Below are 22,023 nucleotides of genomic sequence, written 5' to 3' on the forward strand. Positions count from 1 at the left end.
CAGTGGGCGTCGTTGCCGGGCAGGAGGCCGCCGTACGGGTGCGTGCCGCCCAGGTGCCGGCGGACGGCCTGACGCCTCGCGAGAAGGGCGGCCGGTGTCGAAGAACCGGTCACCGCAGCGAGTTCCATAGATACGCCATCGATGCTGCCGTCCACCCCAGACCCACCAGGATCGCGCTCGTTCTGACTCTTGCCTCAGCTGCCCGCAGCCCCGCGAGGACGCCTACGGAGCCGAATGCGACAGAAAGCCCGCCGAATGCACTGAGTACGAACATCAAGCCGAAGGAAGCGTCCTGGTTGGCCGGGTTGTCGGCTCCCCAGATGCCGAGAGGAACGGTAAATCCTGCCCCCGTCAGGATGAAGACGGCCCCGGCGACTATGGGACCGGGCTGGAGGGGCCGCTTCGCCTCCTCGTCCCGCTCCTTCCGCCCGTCCCGCTCCTTCCGCTTCTCCGGTTCGCGCCCGTCGTCGCGCTTGCGCGTGCCGCCCTCGGCGCCCACGCCCTTGTCGCGGCTGCGCGGGAGTTCCTGGCTCGCAGCATGTGGTGTCGGTGCGGTCATCGGCTTCGTGCGGGCGGGTCGGCCGCTGTCGAGCATGCGCAGCGCCTCGGCGGGGGAGGGGCGTTGTTCGGGATACTTGTCGAGCAGCGCTGTGATCAGCTCCGCGAGAGGGCTGGGCGGTACGGGTGGGGCGGGAGTGTGGAGGCAGACGGCGTTGAGTGTGTCGGTGCGTGTCTCACGGTGGAACGGGGACGTGCCCGTGACCGTTTCGTAGAGGGTGGCGCCGAGGGAGAACAGGTCGCCGGCCGGTCCGTCCTGTGTTCCGTCGATACGTTCCGGAGCCATGTACTCGGGAGAGCCGATGACCATTCCGGTGGCGGTCATGCGGGTGTCGGCCTCGTGGGCGGCGATCCCGAAGTCGGTGAGCAGGACCTGCCCGTCGGCGCCGAGGAGGGCATTGGCGGGTTTGACGTCGCGATGCACGATGCCGGCCGCGTGGACGGCGTCCAGGGCGGACAGAAGGGCGCGCGCAACCCTGGCCGACTCCTCGGGTGGGAGGGGACCGGCTTCGAGTCGTACGTCGAGCGGGCTGCCCGCGACGAGGCGCATGATCGTCCAGGGGATGCCGTCCTCGAAGACGAGGTCGTGAACGGCGACGATGTTCGGGTGGTCGCGCAACTGGGCGGCGTTGTGGGCCTCTCGCTCGGCGCGCACCCGTCGCTCGGCCGCCTCGGTGTCGCCCGGCAGTTCCGGCAGCCAGACCTCCTTGGCGGCGACGTCGACCCCCAGCACCTCGTCTCTTGCGCGCCAGACGCGGCCGAAGCCGCCGCTGCCGAGTACTTCCTTGATCTGGTAGCGTCCCGCGATCATCTGCCCCGGCTCGGCCCGTCCCACCACTGGAACCTCCATTCCGTCCGTCGAGTGCGGCCACCCGGTACGTCATGTCACACCGTCTCAGCGGCCTTCGGCCTGCGGCGGTTCCCAGACCGAGCAGTCGTGGGCGAAGAGCACACGTCGTGGATCGAAGTCGGCGAGTCGGTCCAGCCAGTGCTGATAGGGAGGAAGCGGCTGCTCCACGCCGTGAAGTGTCGCGTGGCGGGCCAGTTGCTCGGACGCGAAGTGGGAAGCGAAGTCGTGTGCCTGGCCGGCGAGGACCACTGTGCCGTCGCCTTGCCGGACGACCAGCGACTGGTGCCCTTGGGTGTGCCCAGGTGTCGGAATGATCCAGATTCCCGGCCAGACCTCGGTTTCGCCCGCGATTTCCTCGTAGGTGGCGCCGGGAAAGTCGATGAGCTCATCGAAGGTGTAGTTGCCCCGACGAGCGGTGGCCAGTTCGACGTCCTGGACCAGGACGGGCTTTCCGCTCAGGAGAGGGTTCCCGCCGCAGTGGTCGAAGTGCAGGTGGCAGTTCACGACCATGGAAATGTCGTCAAGGGCGACTCCGGACGCCGACAGGGCGTCCTGCAACGCTCGCCGGCGGGGCCGGTAGTGTGCTTCGGTCCCGGGGTCCGCGCTGCCGATGCCGGTATCGAAGAGGATCAAGCCCCTGTCGTGTTGCACCAGGTAGGCAAGGACGGGTTCGACCCGTGGCTGCGGGCCGCCCGTCTCCGATGCGGGCCGGATGAAGTACCCCAGATCGAGTCGACGCACCACCGTATTCATCCCCATACGGCCATCCTGGCAGTTCTCCGTATGGTGTCCAGCCGGTCTGCCGACAGCGAAACCGCAACCACCACCCCGTCGACCGGCATTCCCTCTGCGGATCGAGGACGGGTCCCTGGTGTGCCAGGACACAGTGGAGGCTGCCGACGCGCAGTTCCTCGGACGCGTGCCCGGGGCGCAGGGGCGGGCCATAGGGTGATCGGATGGCTGCCCCAGAGGGATCTTCCGGGTCGATGCGCCGCAGGACCTCTTGACCGACCTCTGCGCCTCGCCAGTCGCCGTCGACCGCCTGGAGCGACCGGAGCCGTGGGCAGTAGCCCGGGTCCGGCTCCAAAGGGCTTCCGCGCTTCCGCGCCCCGTCGTCGTCAAGTGGAGACCGGACGGGCAACGCGAGGCTCGTACTGACCCACGACGGCTGCGCAACGAACTGGCCGCGCTCCGATTCCTCAGCGAGGATCTCGGGATCAACCTCGCGCCTCGCGTCATCGCCGCCCGACACCGCCGCCCGACTCCTCGTCCCGGAAGACCTCGCTCCCCGCATCTGCCTGGACCAACTGCTTCGAGGGGGCGGAGCGGCAGCGCACGGCGACCGACTCACCGCGTTCGCCCGCGCTCGCGGTGCGCTGAGCGCGGCCACCGTGGGGCAGGTGGAGACCTACTACGCTGGCCCGATCCCGACGGCACCTACCCGCCCGGCCCGGCCCGCAGGTCCGTGACCACGCGCAGTTGTTGCAGCTCGTCGCGCTCGGCCGTGCTTGCGCGGTCTCACCGGAGTCGTGCCGAGCCCAACTGCACGGTGACCTTGCGGCCGTGCCCGTGCTGGACGCGCCGACAGTCACCACCGTGATCGCCTGGCCACCGCACAGCCGGTCCAGAGCCGTCGCCGACCTCGTCCGGACTGCGACACGTCTCCAGCTAGCCAGTGATTCCCACCTGCCTGGCCGGGTTCCACCTGCCGTGTCCCGGCTCAGGCAGGACATCACTCATCTGATCAAGGTGGTGACACGTGGTGAGGCGCTGCTGTCCTGTCCCAGATATCTGTGGGCGGGTGAGGTTCTGACCTGCGTTGCCTACGGTTGAGTGGGACAGGTTGGCGGTCGGTGTTCCGCTCAACCGTAGGCAGCGTGGTGGTTCACCCGCGGAGCCAAGCCAGCAGGCGCCGTGGCTTCGGTTGCGAGGCGCTGGCTGCCATGGGTCGGGGAGCCGGCTTGGCTCTCCTGGCTTGCCGGGCGAGTCGGTACTCGTCGGCTTCACGGATGAGTTCCTGAGAGCGGATCTGGTGCAACTCGAAGTGCATGCCGCTCGCTCCTACTGCTGGAGCTCCACGACGTCGGCGACCACGCAGCTGACGTTGTCGGGGCCGCCGGAGCCGTTGGCGAGGGCGATGAGTTCGCGGACAGCCTGCTCGGGCTCCCTGATCTCGGAGAGCACCCGGTGGATCTTTTCGGTCGGCACGACGGTCGACAGGCCGTCGGAGCAGAGCAGATATCGGTCTTCCCGCTGGGCGTCGTGCAGGCGCATGTCGGGGGTGCCATCGGCTCCTTGGCCCATGGCCCGAATCAACAGCGACCGCTGGGGGTGGGAGACGGCCTCCTCCGGGCCGAGGCGTCCTTCGTCGACCATCGACTGCACCATGGTGTGATCGTGGGTGATCTGGAACAGCTCTCCGGCGCGCAGGAGGTAGACGCGGGAGTCGCCGATGTGGACGAGGGCCAGCTGTGAGCCGGTCCAGAGCATCGCGGTGAGTGTGGTGCCGGCCTCCCCGGGCGATGAGGCGGGTCCGGCGACGCCGTTGACGGCCTGTTTGGCTTGTTCGATGGCGTCCTCGAGGAGGCTGAGGAGATCGCCTGCCGGGATGCTGTCGGTTTCGAGGCGCTTGAGCGCGTCAACAGCGGCGGCGCTTGCGGGGGCTCCTCCACTGCCGAAGCCGTCGGCGACGGCGAGCAGGCGGGACCCTGCATAGGCGGTGTCCTGGTTGCTCTCACGGACAAGGCCCGTGTCGGAAAGAGCGGCGTAACGGATTCCCAAGGGCTTAGCGGTCGGAGACATAGCGGGGTCCTTCCAGGACAGATGGCCGATGAGGAAGGAAGCGAGGTCTCGCCGCGCGGCGGTGGCGGCCTCGACCTGGGCCCAAAACGCGCGGACCTCCCGGGCTGCCGGGCCTGCCTCCAGCGTGCAGACGTGCTGGATGCGGGCCAGGGGCATCCCCAGGCGCCGGAGCCAGGCGACCAGCCGGGCTTGCTCCAGCTGTTCCGGGGCGTAGAGACGGTAGCCGGTCACCGGGTCGACGCGAGCGGGGGTCAGCAGACCGAGCTCGTCGTAGAGACGTAGCGCCTTCGGCGACAGCCGGGACGCTTTCGCGAACGTCCCGATGGTCAGCAACCCCATGCCCGCTCTCCTCCTCATGCCGAGCACATCGCCCGGCCCCACCGATGCTGTGGCTTCCCCCAAGGTGAAGGTCAACTAGCGGCTCTCCGACCGAACAACAAACCCCAGATCTGGCTCCGGGCGATCGTGCTGCACGGCTGCTTCGACTCGCATGGCGGTCCGCTTGAGTTCAGTGAGGAACCACGCCCGAGCCGTGGTCCGGAGCGCTCGTTCCTGGGGCAGTCGTCGGTTGAACTCCGCTCTGAACTCTTTGAACTTCGTTTCATTGTCGGTGAGAGCGAGACTCCGCCAGTATGGGGATGCAAAGAGCGAGATGGCCTCGACGATTTCCGGGTAGACGGCGACATAGCGGCGTGGGTCGAAGGGGCGAACCTCCCGGGTGACCGGCGACAACTGGCGGAGCCGTTCCGCTCGGTCACTGAGTCGGTATCCGCGCTGGAACAGGCTGTGCCAGAAGTCCGAGCCGTACTGGTAGCACGAATCCATCACCTCGCCCGGCCGGGCTGCGGTGAGCTGGCCGAACATGCCGTCCGGCTGCTTGGCCAGCGAGCGGCGAGTGCGGGCCGAGCCCAGGGTGTGCCGCCCTGAGGAGAGTGCGGACAGCAGCCGGTAGAACGTCGTCCGGGACGGCAGTGCCACCACTCCCGGACCGTGTTCGGCCTCCAGCGCACGTTCCATCCGGCGCCGCAGGACCTGAGCGGACACCGTGGAGCGACTGGTCTGGTCCTCCACGACCTTCCGCAGGGCATCGACGACCCTCCGGTCGACGCGGCCGGTACCGTCCGAGACGGACCGCAGCCGCGGGTCGACCAGGCCCAGCGCGCCCTCGCGCTCGAAACGCCCCCGCATCCGCTGGATCAGCTTCAAGGACGCGGGGTGCCCACCCGCCTCAAGCTCTTCCGCCTTGGTCAGCTCTCGCTGCCGCAGCGAGCGGACCGCCGGATCGTATGCGGCCCGCACCGGCCCGTGCGGGTCCTCCATAGGACGGCCGGTGTGCATCTCCACCAAGTGCCGCTGCACCACTCCGCCCGTTCAACGGCCTTGCGAGGAAACCCCTCCAGCACTCCGGCCGCTGGCACCACCGCCCGCACCGAGGACGGCGTGACCACCTCGAAGCCGGCAGACGACAACAGGTGGGCCAGGAACACCACGCTCGGAGACTGGCCCTCATCGACGATCCGGACCGCGGTCCCCTCCAAAGCCGCCACCGTGTGCAGACGGCCGTCAAAACGGACCAGGTCACCCGCTCGCAGAAGCCGCGGACGCGACGGCATCACCGCCCCCTTCCCGTACCTCTCCGAGCCCGACCCGCGTACCCGCCGACAGCAGTCCCGCGCGGAGATCCACGGCAAGGACGCGCTGTCAGAGCAAGTGGAAGAGCACCACCGCGATCTGATCGCCCACCCGTCTGGCCCCGGCCAGCAGCGAAGCCCCCTCGCCGAACACCTCCATCAACCGTTCGGCGACCTGCGGGCGGTGCACGCGCGGATGCCGGTAGCCGGCCAGCCACCGCACGTTCTCCATCAGCACCGCATCCGGCGCCCCCAGCCGCGCAAAGTCCCACCCCACGAGCCCGCAGGCTGCGGCGGTCGTCGCGAACTTCATCGCGTCCCTCGGCTCGATGCGCTCATCCGGGCGCACGTCCACGACCAGCACCGTGCCGTCCGCGCGGCGTACGAAGAAATCCGGCGTGTGCCGCACCCGCTTCCCGTCCGGCCCCGACCACGACAGCTGAAAGGGCTGCGAGGCGACCGCCGTCACCCACGGGTCGAAGTCGAGCAGCATCAGATGATCGCGCTCCAGCCACGACTCATAACCCACGTGCCCGCCGCAGGTCGCTGACCAGTACCAGCCGCACCAGTTGCCCTGACCCCGGAAAGACGGAAACCGACCGTAGAAACGGCGCGACTGCCCTGCCCACAGAAGACTGGAACACCTCAGAACTTGCCTACAGATGACCGGGACGGTGGTCCTCTTGCCCACAGAAGAGCGGGACTGCCCACATATCGCTGGGGCCGGACAGCCGCGAGGCACGCAGGCCCGTACGAGTGGTTCGGAACACTTTTGCAAGCGTCTGCTTGCAAAAGTTAGCACCGCTGGTCCACCATCGAGGCATGGCATCACTCAACGTCGGCAATCTCGGCGAGTACCTGCGTGAGCAGCGGCGTACCGCACAGCTGTCGCTGCGGCAGCTCGCCGATGCCGCCGGGGTGTCCAATCCCTATCTCAGCCAGATCGAGCGCGGGCTGCGCAAGCCCAGCGCCGAGGTGCTGCAGCAGGTCGCCAAGGCGCTGCGGATCTCCGCCGAGACCCTTTACGTACGGGCCGGGATCCTGGACGAGCGGGAGCGGGACGAGCTGGAGACGCGGGCGGTGATTCTGGCCGATCCGTCGATCAACGAGCGGCAGAAGAGCGTGCTGCTGCAGATCTACGCCTCCTTCCGCAAGGAGAACGGGTTCGAGGACGAGCCCGGGGGTGAGGAGGGGAGTGCGTCCGGTGCGGACGCGCCCTTCAATGCCGACGGCAGTGCTGCCGATACAGCTTCAAAGCCTTCAAAACCCTCACACTGAGTCTGATGATCCGGGAGGACCACAGTCATGGCCATCACCGATGACCTGCGCAAGACCCTCACCGACCCGACCCCCCTCTACTTCGCCGCCGGTACGGCCGATCTCGCCGTGCAGCAGGCGCGCAAGGTTCCGGCGCTGATCGAGCAGCTGCGGGCCGAGGCGCCGGAGCGCATCGAGGCCGTGCGCAACACCGACCCCAAGGTCGTGCAGGAGAAGGTGGCCGGGCAGGCCAAGGAGGCGCAGGCCACCCTCCAGGCCAAGGTCACCGAGGTGATCGGGGCGTTCGACACCGATCTGAAGAAGCTGGGCGAGAGCGCCCAGGACCTGGCGCTGCGCAGCGTGGGTGTGGCCGCCGAGTACGCGGTCAGGGCCCGGGAGACGTACGAGAAGGTCGCCGAGCGCGGCGAGCAGAGCGTGCGGACGTGGCGGGGCGAGAGCGTCGAGGAGATCGTCGAGATCGCCGTCGTCGTCGAGCCGCGCAAGGAGTCCAGGCCGGAGGCCAAGGCCGACTCCAAGGCGGAGCCCAAGGCCGCGCCGAAGCCGGTCGCCAAGCCCGCGCCCGCCGCCGGGAGCGGCAAGGCGGAGGCCAAGCCCTCGCCCGCGCCCGCCAAGAAGGCGCCCGCGCGCAAGCCCGCCGCCAAGAAGACCACGCCGCCCACCGGCAAGTAGCGCGACGGCCGGCAGGAGTGCCGGGAGGGCGCTCGGGCACCTTTCGGGGTGCTCCGGCCGTTGTCCCGGTACCTTGGCCGCGAGGCGCTCATCCACCTACTAGGCGGTGCACATCATGTTGCTCGAAGGCTTCAACTCAATCCTCGGGCTGATCTACACGGCAATGCTGGTCCTTGCCGTGGTCGCCCTGATCATGGCCGCGGTCGTCCGCGAGGACGCCTACCGGGCCGCCGACAAGCGGACCAAGCCCTTCTGGCTGATCATTCTCGGCGTCACGGTGGTGGTGAACCTCTGGGTTCCCATGCTCTTCATCCAGCTCGCCGGGCTGGTCGCGACCATCGTGTTCTTCGTGGATGTGCGGCCCGCGCTCAAGGCCGTCACGGGCGGCGGCAACCGCCGCGGGGGATCGAGCAGCGACGGGCCGTACGGGCCCTACAACGGCGGGCGTTGAACGCCCGCGGGTGACACCTGTCCGGGGCGGGAGCGGGGAACGCTCCGGCCCCGGTCGCCGTTGTGCGCCCGGCGGCGCACGACGTCCTCGTCGCGGTCGAGCAGCAGGACCGCGACATCGTCGGTCAGCTCGCCGCCGTTCAGCTCGCGGACGTGGGTGACGGCCGCCTCCAGCAGGTCCTCGCCGGTCAGCCCCTCGGCCAGCTGGCGGTTGATCATCGCGACCATTCCGTCCTGTCCGAGGCGCTGCGTACCGATTCCGGTCCGGCCCTCGATCAGCCCGTCCGTGTACATCATCAGGCTCCAGGAGCCGCCCAGCTCCACCTGCCGGCGCGGCCACCGGGCGCGCGGCAGCAGGCCCAGTGCCGGGCCGCCGTCCTGGTACGGGAGCAGGTGCGCGGCCCGCCCCTGGCGGGCGATCAGCGGTGCGGGGTGGCCCGCCAGACAGAGGCCCGCGCGGCGCCCGTCCGGGGCGATGTCGACCGTGCAGAGGGTCGCGAAGATCTCCTCGCTCTCCCGTTCGTGCTCCAGGACCTGCTGGAGCGTGGAGAGCAGTTCGTCGCCGCAGAGCCCGGCCAGCGTCAGCGCCCGCCACGCGATGCGCAGCTCCACGCCGAGCGCCGCCTCGTCCGGGCCGTGCCCGCAGACGTCGCCGATCATCACGTGGACCGTGCCGTCGGGCGTACGGACCGTGTCGTAGAAGTCCCCGCCGAGCAGCGCACGGCTGCGGCCGGGGCGGTAGCGGGCGGCGAAGCGCAGATCGGAGCCGTCCAGCAGTGGCGTGGGGAGCAGGCCGCGCTCCAGGCGTGCGTTCTCCTGGGCCCGCAGCCGGGACTCGGTGAGCTGGTGCTGCGCGACGTCGGCGCGCTTGCGTTCGACGGCGTAGCGGATGGCGCGGCTGAGCAGTTTGCCGTCGAGCTCGTCGCGGAAGAGGTAGTCCTGCGCCCCCACCCGTACCGCTTCGGCGGCCAGCTCGGCGTCCTCCTGCGCGGTGAGGGCGAGTACGGCGTGCCGGGGCGCGATCCGCAGGACGTGCTTGAGGGTGGCCAGCCCGTCCGCCTCCCGCCCCTGCGCGGTACGTGCCTCGCCGCCGGAGGGCAGGGCCAGGTCCAGCAGGATGCAGTCCACGTCGTCGGTGAGGAGCCGGCCCGCCTCGGTCAGATTGCGGGCGGTACGGATACGGACCCGGGTGCCGGCCGCGGCCGGGAGTTCCGGGACGGTGAGGGTGCCCGCCGGGTCGTCCTCGATCACCAGGAGGGTGAGGTCGGCGCCATAGCTGGTCTCCGCAGCGGGAACGGAACGCTGCTGCGGTACGGGTACGGGCATCGAAATCGGGTTTCCTTCCCTCCCCCCGAGGGCGCGGCGGAGCGACGAACGACGACCCGCCAGACGGGGACGATAGCGGTACGGGATGTGAGAACGGAATGGCGCCCGATACGTGCCCGCCGTTCCGGAGAGGGCTTTATGCCGCGGAAGGACGCAGATCCGGCGGGATGCGCCGGGGGTGCGGCCGTTTCCGGCACATGACAAAGGTCACGTGCCGCGCCGGGCCCCGGGTGGCGCGGGTCACGGCTGCGGGGCGGGGGTGGATCCGGGCCCGGCGGCGGGGACGGAATCGGCACCGTTCGTTCCCGGACTCCCGCCCGCTCTCCGCCCACGCTCAGCCCGTTCTCCGGCCGGCCTCAAGGGTCCCTTGAGGCTCTGTTGAGGCTGGCCGTCACTCGGCCGTCACCTGGCCCTCATTTGTCCGGGCGTACGACTCCGAGGATCTCCATCGATCCGGCCCCCGCGAGGGTGACGTTGCGGCCGGGGCGCGGGGCGTGCACGATCGCGCCGTCGCCGACGTACATCCCGACATGCGTGGCGTCACCGAAGTAGATGATCAGGTCGCCGGGGCGCATGTCCTTGATGGCTATGTGCGGCAGCTGCCGCCACTGCTCCTGTGAGGTGCGCGGGACCGGCCGGCCAGCCGCCGCCCATGCCTGGGACGTCAGCCCCGAGCAGTCGAACGACGAGGGGCCCTCGGCGCCCCATTTGTACGGCTTGCCGATCTGCGAGGTCGCGAAGGCCACGGCCTTCTTGCCGCTCGCGCTCGCCCCGCGGTTGATCTCCTTCAGGGCGCCGGAACTCAGCCAGGCGGTCTGCGACTTGTACTCCGCCTGCTGTTCCAGCTCAAGGAGCCGGGCCCGCTCCTTCTTCTCCAGCCGGGACTCCAGCTTCTTGGCCGCCGCGATCTGCGCGTTGATCTTCTTCTTGGCCTTGGCCTGCTTGACGCGATTGGCTTCGAGCTTGGTCCAGTTGGTGCTCGCGTCCTGGGTGTACGTCTCCAGGTCCTCCTGGGTCCTGTTCAGTTCACCCAGGACCCCCTTGGCGGCCTGCTGGCCCTGGCGGGCCCGGCTGACCCCGTCCAGGAAGAGCTGCGGGTCGCCGCTGAGCATCAGCTGGGCGCCGGGCGGCAGCCCGGCGTTGCGGTACTGCTCGCGGGCCTGGGCGCCCGCCCTGCTCTTGAGGTCGGCGATCTTCGCCTGGCCCTCGACTATGGCCTGCGCCAGCTTGACGATCTCGCCCGACTGCTTCTTGGACCGCTCCTCGGCGAGGTTGTACGCGTCCGTCGCGGCCCCCGCCTTGCGGTAGAGGGCCTCGATCTCCTCGCGCACCTCTTCGAGGCTCTTCTTCCCGGGCTTCGCCGGCTGCTCCGGCGCGGGGGGTATCGGAGCGGCGAAGGCCTGGACCGGTGCGGCCAGTACAGCCAGCGCGCAGACCAGCGTGATCGCCGCGGCGGCACTGTGGCGTCGGTTCACGAGCTCCCCCTCCGGCAGATCCGAACGGATCTGATTTACCGTCAGTAACTTATGGCACCGACGAGATCGTGCCACGCCGTGCCGAAAAGCAACAGAGGCTCACACCTCTCCGGCACATTCCGGCAGGTCGCCGGCGCCGCAGACATGCTCCCCGTACCGCTCCCCGTACCGCTCCCCGTACCGCTCCCCGTACCGCTCCCCGTATCTGGGACGAACGGTGCCCGGCCGACGTTCCCGGCGGAGGGGGAGTTCCTGCTGTTCCCGGCGTGTCGGTCTACTGGCGGGGTCTCAGCGCCGCCCAGTTCACCGTGACTTCACCCTGGCGCCACCGCCGCACCCCGTCCGTCAGCGGCCAGTCGCCGGACAGCGCCCGTACCGCCGTGATCCAGCGCTGCCGGGCGCCCAGCGAGGCGTACGGTGCCGCGGCGGCCCAGGCCCGGTCGAAGTCGCGCAGGAACGCGTGGACGGGCTCGCCCGGGACATTGCGGTGGATGAGCGCCTTGGGCAGCCGCTCCGCGAGGTCGGAGGGCCGGTCGAGGGAGCCGAGCCGGGTCGCGAAGGTCACCGTGCGCGGCCCTTCCGGGCCCAGCGCCACCCAGACGTGGCGGCGCCCGATCTCGTCGCAGGTGCCCTCCACCAGCAGCCCGCCCGGCGCGAGCCGCGCGCACAGCCGCTGCCAGACCGCGGCGACCTCGCCCTCGTCGTACTGGCGCAGCACGTTCGCCGCCCGGATCAGCACGGGCCGCTCGGGCAGCGGGATCTCGAAGCCGCCGTGCCGGAACGTGAGGCCCTCGCGTTCGTACGGCTTCGCGGCGGCGACCCGGTCCGGGGAGATCTCGATGCCGACCACGGCGGTGCGCGGCTCGGCGTCGCGTAGCCGCTCCAGCAGTTCGACGGCGGTCCAGGGCGCGGCCCCGTACCCGAGGTCGACCGCGACGGGGGTGCCGGCGCGGCGCAGGGCGGGGCCGTGGGTGGCGGCGATCCAGCGGTCCATGCGGCGCAGCCGGTTCGGGTTGGTGGTCCCGCGGGTCGCGGTGCCGATGGGGCGCATGACACAGAGCGTAACGAGCGCCGTGGAGCGGATGCCGCGGAGGCGTCGTGACGACGCGCCGGAAAGACACTGTAATTATTTGGCAAAGCGGAAATGAAAGGAGGAGTTCCGCTGTTCCAGCCCTTCGAAGGGACCGTGTGTCCCTTCGGTGCCATGCCTGAACGAGTCGGTGTCAAGTGCCTGAACGAGTCGGTACCAGTGCCCTGAACGAGGAGGACCGGACGACGTGAGCCAGTACGTCTCTCGGCTCGGCAGCAGCCGCGTCGCACCGCGTCTCAGGTTCCCCGCCGGTTTCTCCGGCTCCTTCCCGGGCGGCCACCGCAAGCCCCGCCGGATCGCGATGCTCTCCGTCCACACCTCCCCGCTGCACCAGCCGGGGACGGGCGACGCGGGCGGCATGAACGTCTACATCGTGGAGCTGGCCGAACGCCTCGCCGCGCTCAACATCGAGGTCGAGATCTTCACCCGCTCCACCACCGGCGCACTGCCGCCCGCGGTCGAGCTGTCGCCCGGTGTCCTGGTCCGCCACGTCGACGCGGGGCCGTACGAGGGTCTGGCCAAGGAGGAGCTGCCCGCCCAGCTCTGCGCCTTCACGCACGGCGTGATGCAGGCGTGGGCCGGCCAGCGCCCCGGCTACTACGACCTGGTGCACTCCCACTACTGGCTCTCCGGCCATGTCGGCTGGCTCGCCGCCCAGCGCTGGGGCGTCCCGCTCGTCCACGCCATGCACACCATGGCGAAGGTCAAGAACGCGTCGCTCGCCGAGGGCGACACCCCCGAGCCCGCCGCCCGGGTCATCGGCGAGACCCAGATCGTCAGCGCGGCCGACCGGCTGATCGCGAACACCGCGGAGGAGGCCGACGAGCTCGTCCGCTTCTACGAGGCCGATCCCCAGGCCGTGGCCGTCGTCCACCCCGGCGTCAACCTGGACCGCTTCCGCCCGGCCGACGGGCGGGCCGCGGCACGGGCCCGGCTGGGGCTGCCGCAGGACGCCCTGGTCCCGCTCTTCGCGGGCCGCATCCAGCCGCTGAAGGCCCCTGACGTGCTGCTGCGCGCGGTCGCCGTCCTGCTGGACCGCGACCCCTCGCTGCGCTCGCGCATCGTCGTGCCCGTCGTCGGCGGCCCCAGCGGCAGCGGGCTCGCCAAGCCGGAGGGGCTGCACAAGCTGGCCGCCCGGCTCGGTATCGCGGACGTCGTACGGTTCAACCCGCCGGTCGGGCAGGACCAGCTCGCCGACTGGTTCCGGGCCGCGTCCGTGCTGGTCATGCCCTCGTACAGCGAGTCCTTCGGCCTGGTCGCCATCGAGGCCCAGGCGGCGGGCACCCCGGTCGTCGCGGCGGCCGTGGGCGGGCTCCCGGTGGCGGTACGGGACGGGGTCAGCGGCTTCCTGATCCCCGGCCACGACCCGGAGGCGTACGCGGAGGCGCTGGCGCGCTTCGCGGACGCGCCGGAGCTGGTCGCCCGGATGGGCGGCGCGGCCGCCGCGCACGCCCAGCGGTTCGGCTGGGACACGGCGGCGGCGGCGACCGCGGACGTGTACACGGAGGCGATGCAGGAACACCGGCGACGGGTGCGGTCGCGCCACGTGTGAGGTCGCGCCCTGTGCGTGGTCACGCCACGTGTGAGGTCGGGGCCATGTGGCGCGGGCACGCCATCTGTGAGGCGAGGACCGGCCGGCGGATGTGGCGCCGGCCTCGGGGCGACGTACGCTCGGAGCATGGCTGACGCACCCGATGAAGCGGCAACGACGCAGGTCAAGCAGGTCAAGCAGGTCAAGCAGGTCAAGCAGGACACGCAGGACACGCAGGACACGCAGGACACGCAGGACACGCAGGTTACGCAGGTCATCGAGACGACGCTCAACGACGCCGGGCTCGACTGGGAGAGCCCCGCGCCCGGGAGTTACGTCGTCCAGCTGCCCGGCACCCGCAAGCTCTCCACCACCTGCTCGCTGCTCGTCGGCAAGCACTCGCTCTCCCTCAACGCCTTCGTCATCCGGCACCCCGACGAGAACGACGCGGCGGTGCACCGCTGGCTGCTGGAGCGCAACCTCCGCCTCTTCGGCGTGAGTTACGCCGTCGACTCGCTCGGTGACGTCTACCTGGTCGGCAAGCTGCCGCTCTCCGTGGTCTCGCCCGAGGAGCTGGACCGGCTGCTGGGCGTGGTCCTGGAGGCCGCCGACGGCGCCTTCAACCCCCTCCTGGAACTCGGGTTCGCGAGCGCGATCCGTAAGGAGTACGAGTGGCGGGTATCGCGCGGCGAGTCCACCCGGAACCTGGACGCGTTCACACATCTGACCCAGCGCCCCGCTGGCTGACGCTCCCCAACTGAGCCTCACCGCCCGCCGGTTCCCGGCCTGAAGGCTCCGACAAATCCACAACAACCCACGGCGATTTCTCGGCGCAGGGCCCTTTCGCCGTGCCGGGGGTGCGTGGCATGCTCACCGCCGACGCAGATATGAATATCGTTCACATCCATGAAAGGCGGGTCGGGCTCGTGGCGATCATGGGGAACATCAGCAGGCGTGGACTGCTCGGCAGCGCGGTGGCCGTCGCGGCGGCCGCGGCCACCGGAGCGGCCGGCGGCGGGACGGCGTTCGCGGCGGGACGGGGAGACCCCGCCACCCGCGCCGCGGCGGGACGGGGAGACACCGCCACCCGCGCCGCGGCGGGACGGGGAGACACCGCCACCCGCGCCGCGGCCGGTGCGGGCGGCAGGCCACAGGCCACCCCGCTCTGGCGGGAGTTCACCGCAGCGCCCCTCACCCATCCGCAGATCCCGTTCATCGGCAGGGCCGGCTACCGGGGCGGAGCGGACCTGCCCCGCCGCACCGGCCACGGCTTCACCGCCAACGTCCTGCACTACGGAGCCAAGCCCGACAACTCCGCCGACGCCGCCCCCGCGATCAACCGTGCCATCGCCGCCGCCGGAGAGCGCGGCGGTGGCACGGTGATCGTCCCCGCGGGCACGTACCGCATCGACGACATCATCCGCATCGGCCACAGCGACGTCGTGGTGCGCGGTGCGGGCAGCGGCCGTACGACGCTGTACGCGACCCGGAACCTCACCGAACTGATCGGCGTCTACGGCAGCCGGTACGGCGGCGACAAGTCCAGCTGGTCCTGGGCCGGCGGGCTCATCTGGCTCTGCCCCGAAGCCCGTTGGACCTCCCTCACCGACGCCATCAAGGCACAGGACTGGCCCTTCGAGGGCTGGACCGGCAACAAGCGCGACGCGTGGCGGACCCTGACCACCGTCGCCCCCGCGCGCCTCGGCGACCGTACGATCACCGTCGACGACACCCGCGGGCTGAAGCGCGGCGCACTCGTGCTGCTCCGCCTCGCCGACGACTGCGCGCACACCCTCCTGGAGCACATGGCGGGCGGCGGTCCGGGCCCCGAGGCGTACTACTGGGACGACAAGACGAAGCTGACCTCGTACGTCCCCTACGAATGGCCGGTCCGCATCACCGCCGTGCACGGCCGCAGGGTCACCCTGGAACGCCCCCTCCCGCTCGACATCCGCCCCGAGTGGGACCCCCGCCTCACCACCCTCGCCGCCCCGCTCACCGGTTCGGGCGTCGAGGGGCTCACGCTCGAAGCGGTCGAGACCCCGCAGTCGCAGCACCTGCTCGACAAGGGGTACAACGGCGTCGCGTTCCAGTGTGCGTACGACTGCTGGGCCGACGACATCACCGTGCGCCACGTCGACAACGGCTTCGGCCTCATCGGCGCGTCCGCCTGCACCCTGCGGCGCACGAAGGTCGCGGGGCGCGGCTCGCACCACCCGTACTACTGCCGCGAAGGATCGCACGACAACCTGATCGAGGACTTCACCATCGAGCAGCGCACCGTCCCGGCGCCCGCCGGGACCCAGCTGCACGGCATCAACGTGGAGGGACTGTCCAGCCACAACGTCTGGTCGCGCGGCGTCATGGAGATGGGCACGTTCGACTCGCACCGCGGGATGCCGTTCGCCAACGTCCGCACCGACATCACCGTCAACAACAACGGGCGGCACGGCGGCGACGCGAGCGCCGGACCGCTGTTCGGCGCCCGCTTCACGCACTGGAACATCCGGGTCACCAACGGACGGGCCGGCCTGATGCGGATCGACGGCCTCGCCCCCTACAGCGCGACTGTCGGGGTCAGCGAGGTGACGGAGTTCGACCAGATCGACGTCCCCGACTTCACCGGCGACCTGCACACCCGCCTGGAGGCGTACGGCGCCCCCGATGCCGTCCGCCCGCAGAACCTCCACGACGCCCAACGCGCCCTGACGCGCTGACGAAGCGCACACCCCGGACCGCCGGCGCTGCGGTCACCCCCCCTGTCCGCAGCGCCGACTCCACCTCACCGAGGGCCGCTTCGAGCCGTGGCGCGACCTCGTTCCACGTCCCCTCCAGATCCTCCCCGGCCGTCTTCCGGGGCACAGTCTCCACCAGCATGATCAGGTAGAGGTACGAGCGGTAGAGCGCCAGCCGCAGCCGCAGGGAGCCGTCGAACTCCACCGGGCCGCCCGGCGCCGACGCCCCGTAACCGTCGAGGAAGTCCTTGTCCTCCTCGATGTTCCCGAAGAGGGCGAGCGAGACGAAGTCGGCGGCCGGGTCGCCCCAGAACATCCGCTCCCCGTCGATGATCCCGCCGATCCGCCGCGCCCCCGGTTCCCCGGCGACCAGGATGTTGCCCTGCCACAGGTCGAAGTGGACCAGGGCGGGGCGCGTGACGTCGTCCAGTACGTACGAGGCCGCGCCGAGCAGTCCGCGGATGTCCGGCGCCGCGCGCGGCAGCCTCGCCGCATAGGCCAGCGCGTCGGCCAGCACGGCGTCCGTCATCGTGGTGAACGCCTGCCGCCAGGTGGGCGCCAACGGGGCGAGCGCCGCCGACGGGTAGCCGAACCCGCCGGGCGCCGGGGCGGTGTGCAGCCGGCCGACGGACCGGCCCAGGTCCCCGCGCAACCGCTGCTCCTCGCCGTCGGCCATCGCGCCGGTGACCTCGTGCCAGGGCTGCCCGGGGCACGCCGTCATGATCACGTACGCGCCCTCGGGGGCGGCCGCGTCGAGCCCGCTGTGCACGACGCGGGGGACCGGGGTCCCGTCGGCGAGGGCGGCCGCCGCGGTGTAGAAGGCGACCTCGTTGACCAACAGATCGCGCTCGTACCCGAGATGGGTCCCGGCGGTGGCGGGCGGCGGGATCTTCACCACCCACTCCCGGCCGTCGGTGAGCCCGACCCGGGTGACGGCGTTGTACGTGCCGCCGGTGAGCGGGTCACACGAGGCGATCAGCTCCGGCGGCACACCCACGGACCCGAGTACGGCGGACAGGGCGGAATCGATCGGCATCAGCGGACCCCCTTCGGGTGGTCACCCCGGAGCGAGTTACTGATGACCGGGGGTGAATACCCAGCTCAGAGCCTTCTCGGAGTGATCACGACGTAGTCACGATCAGGGGCGATGCCCGGTCTGACGGATTGCCAAACCACAGACCCCTCATAGAGTTGGCATACCCCCACGATCTCCGCAGGCCGCGCCGAACCCGGCGCCGGCCGCTCTCGTGCGGGCGAAACGACCTGATACAGAAGGATTGGCCATGCGACCCACTGCCATACGCCGTACCGCTGTTGCCGCGACCGTGATGTCCCTGGCCCTGCTCACCGCGGCCTGCGGTTCGGACGGGGCGGACAAGGACGGCGGCAACAAGGGCAAGGCGGACGAGTCCGCTTCGGCCAAGCCCGCCGCCGCCAAGGCGCTGACCGCCGCCGAGCTGGAGAAGGCCTCGCTCGCCCAGGGCGACGTCAAGGGCCACAAGATCACCAAGGCCGGTCCCGCCGACGCCATTTCCGCCGGTGACGTCACCGCGGACAAGGCCGCCTGCGATGTCTTCGCCGACACCCTGATGGGCGCCAAGGCCGGTTCGCCCGCCGCGTCCACCCAGCGCAAGGTGATCAGCGAGCCGAAGAAGGGCGCCGACAAGGACAGTGCCGACCCCGAGGAGGCGTTCAAGGCCGCCTTCGACATCACGACGACGCTCACCACGCTCTCCTCCTACGAGGGCAAGGGCGCCGAGGAGACGGTGGCCGCCCTGCGGACCGCCGCGACCGGGTGCGCGTCCGGCTTCACGATGAAGGCGGCCGGAACCAAGCAGAAGATCGTCAAGATCACGGAGGAGCAGGTCAAGGCCGGCGAGGACGCCGCCGCCTGGACGGTGACGATCGAAGCGGACGGCGACAAGAGCACCATGAAGCTCGTGCAGGTCCGCCAGGGCGCCACGGTCGCCTCGTTCGCCGCGCTCAACCTGGCCGCGGCCTCCTCCGGCGGCGACTTCGAGCTGCCGAAGGCCGTGATCGACGCGCAGGTCGCCAAGCTGGCCTGACGGCTGACCGATCGACTGCTGGCCCGATCGACTGCTGGCTCGTCCGACTGCTGGCTCGTCCGACCGCTGGTCCGTCCGACCGCTGCCCCGACCGCTGGTCAGGGCAGCGGGACGAGCCGGACCACGGTGACGGTCAGGACCGACCCGGAGACGTAATAGAGCACGATCGCCCCGGCGACGGTGGCCTCGCGGCGGTCGTGCTCCTCCTTGACGGCGGACGACCCGTGCCCGTACGGCTCGTGCCCCAGGGAGCGGGCCATCTGGTCCCGGAAGGTGTCGCCGTCCGGCATCTTGGCCAGGGTGTCATCGGCAGGTGGCGCATAGGAGATCCGGAAGCTCAAGCGACGCTCCGCCTCTCGGCCTCGTCCCGCGCCAGGCGGTCCAGAATCCGTTCCGCCTCGGGATCGGGCACGGCCTCCAGCATCCAGTGCCGCATCACGGCCTGGATGTCGTGCACCCCGGCCTCGTTGATGGCACGGTCGAACTCCTCGCGTCTCGCCTCGGGCAGGGCGGCGCGGATGGCCGGGATGCTGTTGGGCACCTCGACCTCGGCGCCGCCGACAAAGGTCTTCAGAGGCTCACCCATGGCTGCACTCCCGATCTCCCCGCATGAGCCACAGAGTACGACGACGGGTACGGGCCGTCACCTCCGCCCGCGCCACCACCGCGACTTGGCGGCCGGCGCGGTGCCGGCCTCGGCGGCGGACAGTCCGGGCAGTTCTCGTACGGCGGCCCGTATGCGGTCAAAGGTGGCGACGGGTGGACTCGGACAGGCCGAGCCGCAGCCGTATCTCGGCGAGGTCATAGCGGGTCAGCGCCCCTGCGGTCAGCAGGTACTGCCGGTACGTCTCGTTTCCGTCCTCGTCCCTGTCCCCGTTCCCGTTCCCGTCCTCGGCGAGGAGATCGTTGAACCAGAACGCCGTCCCGAAGGCGTCGCCGCGGTGGGCCTGTTGGTACGGCAGCGTGCAGCGACCGCTGCTGCTGACGATGGCATCGATGATGGAGCCGTGATCGGCCGTCTGCTCGGGCATGAGAGCAGAACCTAGTGGAGGCCGGGCGGCTACGGCCGGGGCAGCGCCTTGGGCGCTGACGCAGCGGGGCCCCGCCCGTGGTTGAACCACGAGCGGGGCCCACGTGAGCGGCGGAGGGCTACTTCTTCTTGCCCTGGTTCTTCACGGCCTCGATGGCGGCCTTCGCCGCGTCCGGGTCGAGGTATGTGCCGCCCGGCTTCAACGGGCGGAAGTCCGCGTCCAGTTCGTACGCGAGCGGGATGCCCGTCGGGATGTTCAGGCCCGCGATGTCGCCGTCGGAGACGCCGTCGAGGTGCTTGACCAGGGCGCGGAGGCTGTTGCCGTGGGCGGCGACCAGGACCGTGTGGCCGGCCAGCAGGTCCGGGACGATGCCGTCGTACCAGTACGGCAGCATGCGGACGACGACGTCCTTGAGGCACTCCGTGCGCGGGCGCAGCTCCGGCGGGATCGTCGCGTAGCGCGGGTCGCCGCTCTGCGAGTACTCCGCGCCGTCCGCGAGCTCCGGCGGCGGGGTGTCGTACGAGCGGCGCCAGAGCATGAACTGCTCCTCGCCGAACTCGGCGAGCGTCTGTGCCTTGTCCTTGCCCTGGAGGGCGCCGTAGTGGCGCTCGTTCAGCCGCCAGGAGCGGTGCACGGGGATCCAGTGGCGGTCCGCCGCTTCCAGTGAGAGCTGGGCGGTGCGGATCGCGCGCTTCTGGAGCGAGGTGTGTACGACATCGGGAAGCAGGCCGGCCTCCGTGAGCAGCTCACCGCCGCGGACCGCCTCCTTCTCGCCCTTCTGGGTCAGGTTGACGTCCACCCAACCGGTGAACTGATTCGTTGCGTTCCATTCGCTCTCGCCGTGGCGGAGGAGGATCAGCTTGTACGGTGCGTCGGCCATGAGTCCGAGCGTAATCGAACCCGCGCGAGCCGCGCGCGCCCGGCCACGGAGCGGACAGCGGGGCGGGCCGGGGAGTCGGGGTGGCTTCGATTGACGGCAGGCGTCAATCGGGTGGCAGGGCGGAATCCGTGGTTCGTAATGTTCGGATCGGTGGCGGGGCTCTTACCTCTTACCCGCGCTGATCCGATTCCTTACGCCCCCGGGGGGAACCCGCATGTCTGTCGCCGGTCTCAGGCGGGCCACCCGTGACACCGTCTCCGGTCTCCCCAGGGAGTTCTGGTGGCTGTGGACCAGCACCCTGGTCAACCGGCTCGGGGCGTTCGTCGCCACGTTCATGGCCCTCTACCTGACCCTGGACCGGGGCTACTCCGCCTCGTACGCCGGTCTGGTCGCCGCCGTGCACGGGCTCGGCGGGGTCGTCTCCTCGCTCGGGGCCGGGGTGATGACCGACCGGTTCGGGCGGCGGCCCACCATGCTGGTCGCGCAGGTATCGACGGCCGTCTCGGTGGCGGTGCTCGGCTTCATGGTCCATCCGGTGGCCATCGCCGGTGTCGCCTTCTTCGTCGGCATGTCGAGCAACGCCTCCCGCCCCGCCGTGCAGGCGATGATCGCCGACATCGTCCCGGCCGGGGACCGGGCCCGCGCCTTCTCGCTCAACTTCTGGGCGATCAACCTGGGCTTCGCGGTCTCCTCGGCCGGTGCCGGGTTCGTCGCGGAGTACAGCTATCTCGCCGGCTTCGTCGGCGAGGCCGTGATGACGCTGGTCTGCGCCGTCGTCGTCTTCATGAAGATCCCGGAGTCCCGCCCGGAGAAGCCGGCCGCGCGCACCGCTGCCGGAGCGCCGGGCGCCTCGGACGCCGATGAGGTGCGGCTCGGCACGGTGCTGCGCGACGGGCGGTTCATGGGCATCGTCGGGCTGTCCTTCGTCATCGCCCTGATCTTCCAGCAGGGGTACGTGGGGCTGCCGGTGGCCATGGGGACGGACGGGTTCAGCAGCTCCGACTTCGGTACCGCCATCGCCGTCAACGGCGTGATGATCGTCGTGCTCCAGATCCCGGTCACCCGCCTCATCCAGCACCGCGACCCGCGCCGGCTGCTCATCGTGTCGTCGCTGCTGGCGGGGTACGGATTCGGGCTGACCGCGTTCGCCGGCTCGGTCGCCGTGTACGCGCTGACGATCTGCGTGTGGACCGTCGCCGAGATCATCAACGCACCCGTGCAGAACGGCCTGGTCGTTCAGCTCTCCCCGGCCCACGGCCGGGGCCGCTACCAGGGCATGTACACGCTCTCCTGGGCCGCCGCCGCGCTGGTCGCCCCGCTGCTGTCCGGTGTGGTCATCGACCACTTCGGGGCCGGGTGGCTCTGGGGGATGTGTGCGGTCCTGGGCACCGTCGCGGCGTTCGGGTACTGGCTGCTGATGCGGAATCTGCCGCAGGCCGACGTGACGGTGGAGACGGGCGTGACGGTAGAGACGGGCGTGACGGTGGAGAGCAGCGGGCCCTCCGTCGGTATCGATGCCGGTACCGCCGTCGGTGCCGAGGCCGGTGCCCGCATCGATACCGGCCAGGAGCCCGCCGTGGAGCGGACGCCCTGAATCAGGACGCCCTGACCCGGACGGCCGTACGCGGCAGCGCCCTCCGTCGTACGCGGC

At 70.5% G+C, this 22,023-nt stretch carries 21 protein-coding genes and 1 pseudogene; 9 read left to right on the forward strand and 13 right to left on the reverse strand.

Going from position 1 to position 22,023, the window contains the following annotated elements; translation table 11 throughout:
- Positions 1-109 precede the first annotated feature (109 nt).
- A complete protein-coding gene (locus ACZ6S6_RS21330; RefSeq protein ID WP_469706594.1) occupies positions 110-1,396 on the reverse strand; it encodes a serine/threonine-protein kinase in 1,287 nt (428 codons plus the stop codon).
- Positions 1,397-1,453: 57 nt separating this feature from the next.
- On the reverse strand, positions 1,454-2,167 hold the full coding sequence (locus ACZ6S6_RS21335) for an N-acyl homoserine lactonase family protein (protein WP_469706595.1): 714 nt from the start codon (positions 2,165-2,167) through the stop codon (positions 1,454-1,456).
- 649 nt (positions 2,168-2,816) lie between these two features.
- Between ACZ6S6_RS21335 and ACZ6S6_RS21340 the strand changes: the two are divergent.
- A pseudogene (locus ACZ6S6_RS21340) lies at positions 2,817-3,073 on the forward strand (LysR substrate-binding domain-containing protein); the annotation flags it as partial.
- A 396-nt stretch (positions 3,074-3,469) separates the two neighbouring features.
- On the opposite strand, the gene ACZ6S6_RS21345 reads toward ACZ6S6_RS21340, so the two are convergent.
- The 3 genes from ACZ6S6_RS21345 to ACZ6S6_RS21355 all read right to left on the reverse strand — a co-directional run bounded on the left by ACZ6S6_RS21345 (position 3,470) and on the right by ACZ6S6_RS21355 (position 6,670).
- On the reverse strand, positions 3,470-4,549 hold the full coding sequence (locus ACZ6S6_RS21345) for a MerR family transcriptional regulator (RefSeq protein ID WP_362959650.1): 1,080 nt from the start codon (positions 4,547-4,549) through the stop codon (positions 3,470-3,472).
- A gap of 75 nt (positions 4,550-4,624) precedes the next feature.
- A complete protein-coding gene (locus ACZ6S6_RS21350) occupies positions 4,625-5,509 on the reverse strand; it encodes a hypothetical protein (RefSeq protein ID WP_362959647.1) in 885 nt (294 codons plus the stop codon).
- A gap of 402 nt (positions 5,510-5,911) precedes the next feature.
- Positions 5,912-6,670, reverse strand: a complete 759-nt coding sequence (locus tag ACZ6S6_RS21355) for a TnsA-like heteromeric transposase endonuclease subunit (protein ID WP_362959644.1) — start codon at positions 6,668-6,670, stop codon at positions 5,912-5,914.
- Between ACZ6S6_RS21355 and ACZ6S6_RS21360 the strand changes: the two genes are divergently transcribed.
- The 3 genes from ACZ6S6_RS21360 (at position 6,664) to ACZ6S6_RS21370 (ending at position 8,239) form a co-directional block, all read left to right on the forward strand.
- Positions 6,664-7,119, forward strand: coding sequence for a helix-turn-helix domain-containing protein (locus tag ACZ6S6_RS21360; protein ID WP_363073880.1), 456 nt, complete (start codon positions 6,664-6,666; stop codon positions 7,117-7,119). The two genes, ACZ6S6_RS21355 and ACZ6S6_RS21360, sit on opposite strands and share 7 nt — an antisense overlap.
- A 27-nt stretch (positions 7,120-7,146) precedes the next feature.
- Positions 7,147-7,788, forward strand: coding sequence for a hypothetical protein (locus ACZ6S6_RS21365; protein ID WP_362959639.1), 642 nt, complete (start codon positions 7,147-7,149; stop codon positions 7,786-7,788).
- A gap of 115 nt (positions 7,789-7,903) precedes the next feature.
- Positions 7,904-8,239, forward strand: a complete 336-nt coding sequence (locus ACZ6S6_RS21370) for a DUF2516 family protein (RefSeq protein WP_362959637.1) — start codon at positions 7,904-7,906, stop codon at positions 8,237-8,239.
- On the opposite strand, the gene ACZ6S6_RS21375 is transcribed toward ACZ6S6_RS21370, so the two are convergent.
- From ACZ6S6_RS21375 to ACZ6S6_RS21385, 3 genes are all read right to left on the reverse strand, one after another.
- Positions 8,221-9,564, reverse strand: coding sequence for a PP2C family protein-serine/threonine phosphatase (locus tag ACZ6S6_RS21375; protein WP_362959634.1), 1,344 nt, complete (start codon positions 9,562-9,564; stop codon positions 8,221-8,223). The genes ACZ6S6_RS21370 and ACZ6S6_RS21375 overlap by 19 nt on opposite strands.
- A 413-nt stretch (positions 9,565-9,977) precedes the next feature.
- Complete coding sequence (locus tag ACZ6S6_RS21380) at positions 9,978-11,039, reverse strand: C40 family peptidase (RefSeq protein ID WP_362959631.1); 1,062 nt, start codon at positions 11,037-11,039, stop codon at positions 9,978-9,980.
- Positions 11,040-11,313: 274 nt separating this feature from the next.
- Positions 11,314-12,090: a class I SAM-dependent methyltransferase gene (locus ACZ6S6_RS21385; protein WP_469706596.1), complete on the reverse strand. Its 777-nt coding sequence runs from the start codon at positions 12,088-12,090 to the stop codon at positions 11,314-11,316.
- A gap of 226 nt (positions 12,091-12,316) precedes the next feature.
- Between ACZ6S6_RS21385 and mshA the strand changes: the two genes are divergently transcribed.
- The 3 genes from mshA (at position 12,317) to ACZ6S6_RS21400 (ending at position 16,377) form a co-directional block, all read left to right on the forward strand.
- Positions 12,317-13,681: a D-inositol-3-phosphate glycosyltransferase gene (gene mshA / locus ACZ6S6_RS21390; RefSeq protein WP_362959625.1), complete on the forward strand. Its 1,365-nt coding sequence runs from the start codon at positions 12,317-12,319 to the stop codon at positions 13,679-13,681.
- 126 nt (positions 13,682-13,807) lie between these two features.
- Positions 13,808-14,407 carry a type III secretion system chaperone family protein gene (locus ACZ6S6_RS21395; protein ID WP_469706597.1) on the forward strand — a complete coding sequence of 200 codons (600 nt, stop codon included), beginning with the start codon at positions 13,808-13,810 and terminating at the stop codon, positions 14,405-14,407.
- 188 nt (positions 14,408-14,595) lie between these two features.
- Positions 14,596-16,377 (forward strand): glycosyl hydrolase family 28-related protein, encoded by a 1,782-nt coding sequence (locus ACZ6S6_RS21400; RefSeq protein WP_469706741.1) that lies wholly within the window; start codon positions 14,596-14,598, stop codon positions 16,375-16,377.
- On the opposite strand, the gene ACZ6S6_RS21405 is transcribed toward ACZ6S6_RS21400, so the two are convergent.
- Positions 16,280-17,431 (reverse strand): phosphotransferase family protein, encoded by a 1,152-nt coding sequence (locus ACZ6S6_RS21405; protein ID WP_469706598.1) that lies wholly within the window; start codon positions 17,429-17,431, stop codon positions 16,280-16,282. The genes ACZ6S6_RS21400 and ACZ6S6_RS21405 overlap by 98 nt on opposite strands.
- Before the next feature lie 247 nt (positions 17,432-17,678).
- Between ACZ6S6_RS21405 and ACZ6S6_RS21410 the strand changes: the two genes are divergently transcribed.
- On the forward strand, positions 17,679-18,461 hold the full coding sequence (locus tag ACZ6S6_RS21410; protein WP_469706599.1) for a hypothetical protein: 783 nt from the start codon (positions 17,679-17,681) through the stop codon (positions 18,459-18,461).
- Between the two features lie 98 nt (positions 18,462-18,559).
- Here ACZ6S6_RS21410 and ACZ6S6_RS21415 read toward each other — a convergent pair whose 3' ends face one another.
- The 4 genes from ACZ6S6_RS21415 to ACZ6S6_RS21430 form a co-directional block, all read right to left on the reverse strand.
- On the reverse strand, positions 18,560-18,802 hold the full coding sequence (locus ACZ6S6_RS21415) for a hypothetical protein (RefSeq protein ID WP_362959615.1): 243 nt from the start codon (positions 18,800-18,802) through the stop codon (positions 18,560-18,562).
- The gene (locus ACZ6S6_RS21420) at positions 18,799-19,047 is read right to left on the reverse strand and encodes a hypothetical protein (RefSeq protein WP_362959612.1); all 249 of its coding nucleotides are present in this window, start codon (positions 19,045-19,047) and stop codon (positions 18,799-18,801) included. The genes ACZ6S6_RS21415 and ACZ6S6_RS21420 overlap by 4 nt, the downstream gene beginning before the upstream one ends.
- A 157-nt stretch (positions 19,048-19,204) precedes the next feature.
- Entirely contained in the window at positions 19,205-19,492 is a 288-nt protein-coding gene (locus ACZ6S6_RS21425; protein ID WP_469706600.1) for a hypothetical protein, read from the reverse strand.
- Positions 19,493-19,610: 118 nt separating this feature from the next.
- Positions 19,611-20,372 carry a phosphoglyceromutase gene (locus ACZ6S6_RS21430; protein ID WP_362959607.1) on the reverse strand — a complete coding sequence of 254 codons (762 nt, stop codon included), beginning with the start codon at positions 20,370-20,372 and terminating at the stop codon, positions 19,611-19,613.
- 214 nt (positions 20,373-20,586) lie between these two features.
- Between ACZ6S6_RS21430 and ACZ6S6_RS21435 the strand changes: the two genes are divergently transcribed.
- A complete protein-coding gene (locus ACZ6S6_RS21435) occupies positions 20,587-21,966 on the forward strand; it encodes an MDR family MFS transporter (protein ID WP_362959605.1) in 1,380 nt (459 codons plus the stop codon).
- Positions 21,967-22,023 lie beyond the last annotated feature (57 nt).

This window comes from Streptomyces sp. NPDC048671, from assembly GCF_055587045.1.